We start from the raw sequence: 10205 nt of genomic DNA, 5'->3' as shown, positions 1-10205 counted from the left end.
TTGGGACGATTCGCTCCATAAGGCTTGACTTGGTAGACGGTTACTCAGTCCATCGACAGCCGCAGCGCGAAGCCGAGCAGTGCGGCGGAGAACGTCCAGCGCTGCACCGTCTGCGCGAGCGGATGCGCACGCATCCATGCGGCGATCCGCGACGCGCCGAACACGCAGGCGAGATCGAAGCAGACACCGGCCGCGACCAGCAGCGCGCCGAGCGCGAACATCTGCCAGACGACCGGCCCGGCCTCCGGCCGCACGAACTGCGGCAGCAGCACCGAGCAGAACAGCAGCGCCTTCGGATTCAGCAGGTTGGTCAGCAGCCCTTTCACGAACGACTGACGCAGTTCGCCGGCCGCGGCCGCGTCGCCGTTGCCGACGTCGAATACCGGCGAGCGGAACACCTGGATCGCAACGTAGCCGAGATAGAGCGCACCGCCGTAGCCGATCGCTTCGTAGAGCCACGGTGCGCTGCGGATCAGCGCCGCGACGCCGCACGCGGACAGCGTCACGTGGGCGCTGCGCGACAGCGACAGGCCGGCCGCGGCCGCGATGCCGGGCCGGACGCCGCGGCCGATGCTGGTCTGCAGCACGAGCGCCATGTCGGGCCCCGGCACGGCGTAGATCGCCGCGAGCGCGGCGAGATAAATGAGCAGCAAATGCGTGGAAATCATCGTCATCCCCCGTCCGTCAACGGCGATAGTTTGCCGCTGGCGGATGAGGGATTATTGGCCATCTTCGGCCCCGTACTCGCATTCGATAGCGGAATCCGCCACAATTTGCGCATTCGAACAGGATTTCCGCCAAGATGACCGAACTCGACAAAACCGACCGCGCGATCCTCGCCGCGGTGCAACGCGACGGGCGCCTGTCGATCGCGCGGCTGGCCGACAGCGTCGGCCTGTCCGAGACGCCGTGTGCGCGGCGTCTGAAACGGCTGGAAAACGACGGCTACATCGAGCGCTACCGTGCGCAGTTGTCGCGCAAGGCGCTCGGCTTCGGCGTCGTCGCCTTCGTGCTCGTGCGCTTCGCGACGCACGACCGCAAGGTCGCCGACCGCTTCGAGCGCGAGGTGCTCGGCATCGAGCGGATCCTGTCGTGCCACAACGTCGCGGGTACGGCCGACTATCTGTTGCAGATCGTGGCGCGCGATCTCGACGACTACGGCACGTTCCTGCGCGACTCGCTGCGGATGCTGCCGGGCGTCACGTCGATCGAATCGGCGCTGTCGCTGCGCGAGGTCAAACACGACGCGGGGCTGCCCGTGCCTTGATCGCGCGGGCGGCGAAGCCGCGAACGCCAAATCGAAGCCCCGCGGGGCGCGCGGCGGAGAGCGGTGTCAGGCCGGCGTATCCGGCGTGTGGTGCGCGCGCTCGAGGTCCTCGAGAAACGCTTCGACGAGCGGATTGCCGCGCCCGCTGCGCGCGACGACCATGTGAAACGTGACGTCGTAACGCAGCCGCTCCGAATCGAGCGGCGCGAGCAGCCCTTGCGCGACGTACGGCGCCGCGAAATGCTGCGGCAGATAGCCGAGATGATGGCCGGACAGGATCAGCAGCGCGACGGCCTCCATGTTGTCGGCGGTCGCCGTCACGCGGTCGGGCGTCGTCGACATCTGCGCCTCCGGCAGCGGATACGAGCGCCAGGCCCACTCGAATCCGGCGACGTCCTCGGGCGTCAGCGTGCCCGCGCGCGCGAACAGCGGATGGCCGCGGCCGCAATACGCGACCTGCCGCTCGACGAACAGCGGCGTGTATTCGAGCGACGGCACGCGATGCCAGAAATAGCCGACCGCGATCTGGATCTCGTCGCTCAGCAGCTTCTCCTCGAGATCGCCCGGCGCGCGAACCGAGATCGAGAAGCGCACGGCCTCGTCGCGCGTACGGAACGCAGCGATCGCCTCGGCGATCCGCGCGTTCTGGCTCACCGGCGTATGGCCGATCAGCCCGATATTGAGCGTGCCGACCAGCTGTCGATCCATATGCCGCGCGGCCATGCCGAATTCGTCGAGCGCCGCGAGCAGCTTGCGGCTCATCGCGTGGAACCGCTCGCCCTTCGGCGTGAGCCGGAAGCCGCTGCGGCCGCGCTCGCAAAGCCGATAGCCGAGCCGCGTCTCGAGCGACGACAGCTGCGCGCTGATCGTCGACTGGCCGACGTTCAGCACCGCCTGCGCCGCCGATACGCCGCCCGCGTCCGTCACCGCGAGAAACACGCGGATCAGCCGCAGATCGAGGGTCGACAGATTCCCCAGCACGCTATTCCCCTTCCTTGCATCGATGAAGATCGATGTTTACGTCGATATCTTCGCATTCTTCTTTAAGGCCGGAACGCGTACAACTGTGCGCCGAGCCGCGTCGAATGATACGGCAACCCCACATTGGAAGAGCGCCCCATGAACGACCACACCCATTTCCAGCCGCTCGGCGGCAATGAAATGCCGCGCTGCGGCGGCATCGCGACGATGATGCGCCTGCCGCACGTGGCGAGCGCCGCCGGCCTCGACGCCTGCTTCGTCGGCGTGCCGTTCGATCTCGGCACGTCGAACCGCACCGGCGCACGCTTCGGCCCGCGCCAGATCCGTACCGAGTCCGTGCTGCTGCGCCCGTACAACATGGCGACGCGCGCCGCGCCGTTCGATTCGCTGCAGATCGCCGACATCGGCGACGTCGCGATCAATCCGTACAACCTGCACGATTCGATCGCGCGCATCGAAGCCGCGTACGACGCGATCCTCGAGCACGACTGCAAGCCGATCACGCTCGGCGGCGATCACACGATCGCGCTGCCGATCCTGCGCGCGATCCACCGCAAGCACGGCAAGGTCGCATTGATCCACGTCGATGCGCACGCCGACGTGAACGATACGATGATGGGCGAAAAGATCGCGCACGGCACGCCGTTTCGCCGCGCGGTCGAGGAAGGCCTGCTGCACGGCGACAAGGTCACGCAGATCGGCCTGCGCGGCACCGGCTACGCAGCCGAAGACTTCGACTGGTGCCGCGAGCAGGGTTTCCGCGTCGTTCAGGCGGAAGAATGCTGGAACAAGTCGCTCGCGCCGCTGATGGACGAAGTGCGCGAGCGCGTCGGCGACACGCCCGTCTACATCAGCTTCGACATCGACGGCATCGATCCCGCCTACGCACCGGGCACCGGCACGCCCGAAATCGCGGGCCTCACGGTGCCGCAGGCGCTCGAGATCATCCGCGGCGCGCGCGGGCTGAACATCGTCGGCTGCGATCTCGTCGAAGTCGCGCCGCCGTACGACCCGTTCGGCACGACGGCACTGCTCGGCGCGAACCTCGCATACGAGCTGCTGTGCGTGCTGCCGGGCGTCGCGTACCGCGACTGACGCGCGCCGCGACCATTCCCAATCAGAGGATTCAAGAGGAGCCAGAAAAAGATGGAGACTTCCGTCAAGCAACCGAAGCGGGCGGCGCTTGCGTCGTTCGTCGGCACGACGATCGAGTGGTACGACTTCTACAGCTATGCGACCGCCGCCGCCATCGTGTTCGGCCCGCTGTTCTTTCCGGGCGAGAACCGCTTCGTGAGCTTGCTCGCGTCGTTCGGCTCGTTCGCGGTGGGCTTTTTCGCGCGGCCGTTCGGCGGCGTGCTGTTCGGCTATCTCGGCGACCGCTTCGGCCGCAAGCGCTCGCTGCTCGCGACGCTGATGCTGATGGCCGTGTCGACGGTCGCGATCGGCCTGCTGCCCACCTATGCGACGGCCGGCATGCTCGCGCCGATCCTGCTCGTGCTCATGCGCGTGCTGCAAGGGATCGCGGTCGGCGGCGAATGGGGCGGCGCGGTGCTGCTCGCCGGCGAACATGCGCCGGCAGGCAAGCGCACGTTCTTCGCGTCGTTCGCGCAGCTCGGCAGCGCGAGCGGCCTGATCCTGTCGATGCTCGCGTTCGGCGCGATCAGCACGCTGCCGAAGGAAGACCTGATGAGCTGGGGCTGGCGCCTGCCGTTCCTCGCGAGCGCGGTGCTGCTCGCGGTCGGCTTCGTGATTCGCGCGAGCGTGTCCGAATCGCCGGAGTTCGAGGAAGTGCGCAAGAGCGGCGACACCGCGCGCAATCCGGTGCGCGAGGCGCTGAAGTACTGGCCGCTGCTGCTGCTCGCGATCGGTGCGAACGTGTACGGGATCGCCGGCGTGTACTTCAGCAACATCTTCATGATCAGCTATGCGACGCAGTTCCTGTCGCTGGACCGCTCGATGGTGCTGCATTGCATGACGATCGTGGCCGTGCTGCAGTTCGTCGTGCAGCTCGCGGCCGCGTTCTTCGCGCAGCGCTTCGGAACGACGCGCGTGCTGCTGATCACCGGCGCGTGGGCCGCGATCGTGCCGTTCGTGATGCTGCCGCTCGTGCATGTCGGCACGCCGCTGTCGATCACGGTCGGCGTCGGCCTCGCGACGCTCGCGGAATCGGGCTACTACTCGGTCGTCGCGGGCTTCGTGAGCGGCATCTTCGTCGCACGGATCCGCTATACGGCGATCTCGATCGCCTATCAGGTGTGCGGCGCACTCGCCGGCGGCCTGACGCCGCTCGTCGCGACGATCATCGCGCAGAACACCGCGCCGCAGTGGTGGCCGCTCGCGATTCAGTACACGAGCGCCGCAGTGCTGTCGTCGCTGTGCGTCTGGCTGATCTCGCGCCGCGTCAGCATCGACGATGCAGGATCGTCCGCGAAGGACATCGATGCGCTGCCGCGCGCCGGCGCGCACACCGCCGCGCGTACGGCGTAAGCGTCGCACTCGCCGGGCAGACCTCGGCGCCTGCCCGGCGCGCCGCGCGGCGACGCTACCGCTGCTGCGCGCGCAGCGTCTTCGCGGCCGCCACCATGTTGGCCAGCGCCGGAATCACTTCCGACCACCGGCGCGTCTTCAACCCGCAGTCCGGGTTCACCCACAGACGATCGGCCGGGATCCGCTCGGCCGCCTTCTTCATCAGCGCGACGATGTGGTCCTGCGTCGGAATGTTCGGCGAATGAATGTCGTACACACCGGGCCCGATCTCGTTCGGATACCTGAAGCTGTCGAACGCGTCGAGCAATTCCATGTCGGAGCGCGACGTTTCGATCGTGATCACGTCGGCGTCCATGTCGGCGATCGACGCGATGATGTCGTTGAACTCCGAATAGCACATGTGCGTGTGGATCTGCGTGTCGTCGCGCACGCCGTTCGCGGCGATCCGGAACGACTCGACCGCCCATTGCAGATACGCACTCCATTGCGAACGGCGCAGCGGCAGCCCTTCGCGCAACGCCGCCTCGTCGATCTGGATCACGCGTACGCCGGCCTTCTCGAGATCGAGCACTTCGTCGCGGATCGCGAGTGCGAGCTGACGGCAGGACACCGAGCGCGGCTGGTCGTCGCGCACGAACGACCAGTTCAGGATCGTCACGGGGCCCGTCAGCATGCCCTTCATCGGCTTGTGTGTCAGCGACTGCGCATACGTGATCCATTCGACCGTCATCGCGTTCGGGCGGCTGATGTCGCCGAACAGGATCGGCGGCTTCACGCAGCGCGAACCGTACGACTGCACCCAGCCGAACCGGCTGAACGCGAATCCGTCGAGCTGCTCGCCGAAATATTCGACCATGTCGTTGCGCTCGGCTTCGCCGTGCACGAGCACGTCGAGCTCGAGCGACTCCTGCTCGCGCACGCTGCGCTCGATCTCGGCGCGCATCGCCGCGCGATAGCCGGCTTCGTCGAGCGTGCCCGCCTTGAAGCGGCTGCGCGCGTGCCGGATCTCCGCGGTCTGCGGGAACGAGCCGATCGTCGTCGTCGGGAATGCCGGCAGATTCAGTCGCGCGGCCTGCTTCGCCGCGCGCTGCGGATACGGGCTCGCGCGATCGCCGAGACGTGCGTCGATCCGCGCGATCGCGTCTTTCACCGCCGGGTTGTGCACGCGCGGCGAGCGGCGACGCGAGTCGATCGCGGCGGCATTCGCGGCAAGCGCGTCGGCAACCTTGTCGCGCCCTTCGTTCAGCGCGGTCGCGAGCACTTTCAGCTCGTCGAGTTTCTGTAAAGCGAAGGCGAGCCACGAGCGGATGTCTGCATCGAGCCGGTCCTCGCTCCCGAGGTCGACCGGCACGTGCAGCAGCGAGCACGACGGCGCGAGCCACAGCCGGTCGCCGAGCTGCTTCGCGAGCGGTTCGAGCCAGTCGAGCGTCGCGTTCAGATCCGTCTTCCAGATATTGCGGCCGTTGATCGCGCCGACCGACAGCACGCGGTCCGCCGGCAGTTCGCGCACGACTGCGGCGATCTCGTCGCGCGCGTTGATCGCATCGACATGCAGGCCATCGACCGGTAGCGACGCCGCAAGCGTCAGGTTGTCCTGCAACTCGCCGAAGTAGGTCGCGAGCAGCAGCTTGATGCGGCGCGTCTCGAGCGCCGCATAGGCGGTGCGCAGCGCGTGCCGCCATTCGGCATCGAGTTCGGTGACGAGAATCGGCTCGTCGACCTGCACCCATTCGACGCCTTGCGCGGTCAGCGTATCGAGCAGCGCGCCGTACACGGGCAGCAGTTTCGGCAGCAGCGCGAGCCGGTCGGAATCGTCCTTCGACTTGCCGAGCCACAGATAGGTGACGGGGCCGAGAATCACGGGCTTCGCGGTCACGCCCGCCGCGCGCGCTTCCGCGAGATGCTGAAGCAGCCGCGACGGATCGAGCGAGAAGTTCGTATCGGCGTGGAACTCCGGGACGATGTAGTGATAGTTCGTGTCGAACCACTTCGTCATCTCGCCGGCCGCGACGCCGCCGCAGCACGCGGCGCGCGCGTCCGCGGACTGCGCGGATCGGCCGCGCGCGACGCGGAAGTAATTGTCGAGCGGATCGCCGTGAAAATCCCGCACGCGCTTCGGCAGATTGCCGAGCGTGAAGCTCATGTCGAGCACCTGATCGTAGAACGCGAAATCGCCGATCGGCACGAGGTCGAGCCCGCGCTGATCGTTCCAGTGCTGCCGACGCAGCGCGGCGCCGAGCGCCGTCAGTTCGTCGCGCGACGACTCGCCGTTCCAGTAGCGTTCGAGACCGAACTTGAGTTCGCGCTTCGCGCCGATGCGCGGAAAACCGAGGTTGTGTGTCGTGACCATGGAGCTGCCGTTCTGAAGGAATGATGGATCGGCAGCCATGATAGGGATTTCAACACATGAAATAAAATGGCATTATTTCATTCATCCATCAAATCTGTTCATGTATCCGGTTCGCCGGCGCACGTCATGCTCGAACGTTTCCATCTCGTCGTCATTCGCGAAGTCGAACGGCAAGGCTCGCTGACCGCCGCCGCCAACGCGCTGCATCTGACGCAATCGGCCCTGAGCCATACCGTCAAGAAACTCGAGCAGCAGCTCGGCACGCCGATCTGGGACCGCGAAGGCCGCGGGCTGCGGCTCACGCAGGGCGGCCAGTATCTGCTGCGGCTTGCGCATCGGCTGCTGCCGCAGTTCGAGCTCGCCGAGGAACGGATGAAGCAGTACGCGAAAGGCGAGCGCGGCACGCTGCGCATCGGGATGGAATGCCACCCGTGCTATCAGTGGCTGCTGAAGGTCGTGTCGCCGTACCTGTCGCGCTGGCCGGACGTCGACGTCGACGTGAAGCAACGCTTCCAGTTCGGCGGAATCGGCGCGCTGTTCGGCTACGACATCGACGTGCTCGTGACGCCCGATCCGCTGAACAAACCGGGGCTGCGGTTCGATCCGGTGTTCGACTACGAGCAGGTGCTGGTCGTCGCGGACGCGCACCGTTTCGCGCGCGCCGACTACGTGACGCCCGAACAACTCGTCGACGAGGTGCTGATCACGTACCCGGTCGAAACGGACCGGCTCGATATCTACAACCAGTTCCTGACACCGGCCGGCATCGTGCCGAGGCGGCACAAATCGATCGAGACGACCGACATCATGCTGCAGATGGTCGCGAGCGGACGCGGCGTCGCCGCGCTGCCGAGATGGCTCGCCGACGAATACGCAGACCGGATGCCGGTCGTGCCGGTCAAGCTCGGCAAAAAAGGGATCGCGAAACAGATCTTTCTCGGCATCCGCGAAGCGGACGCGCAGATCGACTATCTCGCCGCGTTCGTCGCGCTCGCACGCGAATCGACGTGGAACGCGCCGCGCCTGTTGAGGTAAGCCGCGCGCGGCGGTCGGGCCCGCTGTCATCAAACTGACTGAATGGCGACGCTAGGATGGGACGGGACTCCTTCACGAGATGCCGCCATGAACCAGCCTGCTCCGTCCGCCGCCAATCAGGGCTCCGTCGAGCGCACCCGACAGATCGGCTATGCCGCCTTCCTGCTCGTCCTCGTAGGCGGCGGCGTCTACATCGCGACCCATTTGCTCGCCGATCTCGCGCCGGTTCGCGAGGGCTCGCTGTTCCCGTACCTGATGCTCGGCGCGGCGCTGCTGATCGCGCTCGGCTTCGAGTTCGTGAACGGCTTTCACGATACGGCGAACGCGGTCGCGACCGTGATCTACACGCACTCGCTGACGCCGAACGTCGCGGTGATCTGGTCCGGCATGTGGAACTTCCTCGGCGTGATGGTCTCGAGCGGTGCGGTCGCGTTCGGGATCCTGCAGCTGCTGCCGGTCGAACTGATCCTGCAGGTCGGCAGCGGCGCCGGGTTCGCGATGGTGTTTGCGCTGCTGATCGCGGCGATCGTATGGAATCTCGCGACCTGGTATTTCGGACTCCCGTCGTCGAGCTCCCATACGCTGATCGGCTCGATCATCGGCGTCGGGCTGATGAACCAGCTGATGCATGGGTCGTCGGGCACGAGCGGCGTCGATTGGGGGCAGGCGCTCGGCGTCGGCAAATCGCTGCTGTTCTCGCCGATCGTCGGCTTTGTCTGCGCGGCGCTGCTGCTGCTCGCGCTGAAGGCCGTCGTGCGGATTCCCGAGCTCTACAGCGAGCCGCAGAAGGATCAGCCGCCGCCGTTCTGGATCCGCTGCCTGTTGATCCTGACCTGCACCGGCGTGTCGTTCGCGCACGGGTCGAACGACGGGCAAAAGGGCATGGGGCTGATCATGCTGATCCTGATCGGTACCGTGCCGACCGCATATGCGCTGAACAAGGCCGTGACGCCGGCCGAATCGCAGACGTTCGTCGCGGTCGCGAACCAGGCCGCCGCGACGCTCGGCAAATATGCGAACGGCGTCGCACCCTCGGCGAATCCGCGCGCCGATGTCGAGCATTACGTGCAGCATCGCGAACTGACGCCCGTCGTGATTCCCGCCGTGCAGCAGCTTTCCCGGTCGCTGGCCGGCGCGGTCGGCTCGTCCGGCTCGATGGCGGCCGTCCCGCAGGGCGACGTCGACAACGTGCGCAACACGATGTATCTCGTGTCGGAGGCGATCCGGCTGATGGAGAAGTCGGGACAGCCGGCGTTCGCCGCCGACGACAAGCTCGCGATCGACAATTACCGCTCGCAACTCGACCACGCGACGAAATTCATTCCGACCTGGGTGAAGGTCGCGGTCGCGATTGCGCTGGGGCTCGGCACGATGGTCGGCTGGAAGCGGATCGTCGTGACGGTCGGCGAAAAGATCGGCAAGCAGCACCTGACGTACGGCCAGGGCGCGTCGGCCGAACTCGTCGCGATGCTGACGATCGGCGCCGCGGACGCGTACGGGCTGCCGGTCTCGACGACGCACGTGCTGTCGTCCGGCGTGGCGGGCACGATGGCCGCGAACGGGTCGGGGCTGCAATGGGGGACGGTTCGTAGTCTCGTGCTCGCGTGGGTGCTGACGCTGCCCGCGTCGATCGTGCTCGCGGGGGCGCTGTATTGGGTGTTTCGGTCGCTGGCGTGAGGGTGGCGGTGGTCGGGGCGGGTTGTGGAGGTCGAGCGCGGCTGTGAGGTGGTGACGGGTTGGTCGACGCTGTGCGTGGCGTGATGGCGATCGGGTGCCGGTCGCGATCGTGTGGCCGCGGGTGACGCAGTTCGCGATGGCAAGCGCTGGCGATTCACTGACAATGGCGATCGCGTCGGCGTCGATGACCCGTCGGTAGTAACGATCGCGTTGGCGCCGATGACCCGTCTGCAGTAGTGATTGCGTTGGCACTAGTGATCTGCTGGCAATAGCGACCGCGTCGGCGCCCCGTCGATCCGGCAGCAATAACGATCGAGTTGGCACCGGCAAACCGCTGGCCATGGCGATCGCGTTAGCACTAGGGAAACGCTGATCAATGGACCAACTTCCGAAGTTGCAGGCGAGATG

Annotated in this window: 8 protein-coding genes; 5 read left to right on the top strand and 3 right to left on the bottom strand. The window is 66.6% G+C overall.

The features are described 5' to 3' along the window. Positions 1–44 precede the first annotated feature (44 nt). A complete protein-coding gene (locus tag ACSHSS_RS28890) occupies positions 45–668 on the bottom strand; it encodes a LysE family translocator (RefSeq protein WP_445545866.1) in 624 nt (207 codons plus the stop codon). A gap of 134 nt (positions 669–802) precedes the next feature. On the opposite strand from ACSHSS_RS28890, the gene ACSHSS_RS28885 reads away from it, so the two are divergent. Next, positions 803–1267: an Lrp/AsnC family transcriptional regulator gene (locus ACSHSS_RS28885; protein WP_006402853.1), complete on the top strand. Its 465-nt coding sequence runs from the start codon at positions 803–805 to the stop codon at positions 1265–1267. Between the two features lie 66 nt (positions 1268–1333). Here ACSHSS_RS28885 and ACSHSS_RS28880 read toward each other — a convergent pair whose 3' ends face one another. Continuing rightward, positions 1334–2248, bottom strand: a complete 915-nt coding sequence (locus tag ACSHSS_RS28880) for a LysR family transcriptional regulator (RefSeq protein ID WP_445545865.1) — start codon at positions 2246–2248, stop codon at positions 1334–1336. Positions 2249–2386: 138 nt separating this feature from the next. On the opposite strand from ACSHSS_RS28880, the gene speB reads away from it, so the two are divergent. Beyond that, positions 2387–3343 (top strand): agmatinase, encoded by a 957-nt coding sequence (speB, locus tag ACSHSS_RS28875; RefSeq protein ID WP_006409250.1) that lies wholly within the window; start codon positions 2387–2389, stop codon positions 3341–3343. A 51-nt stretch (positions 3344–3394) separates the two neighbouring features. After that, positions 3395–4735: an MFS transporter gene (locus tag ACSHSS_RS28870; protein WP_035955650.1), complete on the top strand. Its 1341-nt coding sequence runs from the start codon at positions 3395–3397 to the stop codon at positions 4733–4735. 55 nt (positions 4736–4790) lie between these two features. Here ACSHSS_RS28870 and metE read toward each other — a convergent pair whose 3' ends face one another. Then, on the bottom strand, positions 4791–7085 hold the full coding sequence (gene metE, locus ACSHSS_RS28865; RefSeq protein ID WP_445545864.1) for a 5-methyltetrahydropteroyltriglutamate--homocysteine S-methyltransferase: 2295 nt from the start codon (positions 7083–7085) through the stop codon (positions 4791–4793). 126 nt (positions 7086–7211) lie between these two features. On the opposite strand from metE, the gene ACSHSS_RS28860 reads away from it, so the two are divergent. Both ACSHSS_RS28860 and ACSHSS_RS28855 read left to right on the top strand, forming a co-directional pair. After that, positions 7212–8120: a LysR family transcriptional regulator gene (locus tag ACSHSS_RS28860; protein ID WP_035955653.1), complete on the top strand. Its 909-nt coding sequence runs from the start codon at positions 7212–7214 to the stop codon at positions 8118–8120. Positions 8121–8207: 87 nt separating this feature from the next. Then, positions 8208–9797 (top strand): inorganic phosphate transporter, encoded by a 1590-nt coding sequence (locus ACSHSS_RS28855; RefSeq protein WP_445545863.1) that lies wholly within the window; start codon positions 8208–8210, stop codon positions 9795–9797. Positions 9798–10205: the final 408 nt, after the last annotated feature.

The sequence above is a fragment of the Burkholderia sp. BC1 genome, from assembly GCF_052683555.1.
Note: the sequence above shows the minus strand (reverse complement) of the source record. Positions and strands in the feature narration are given on the sequence as shown.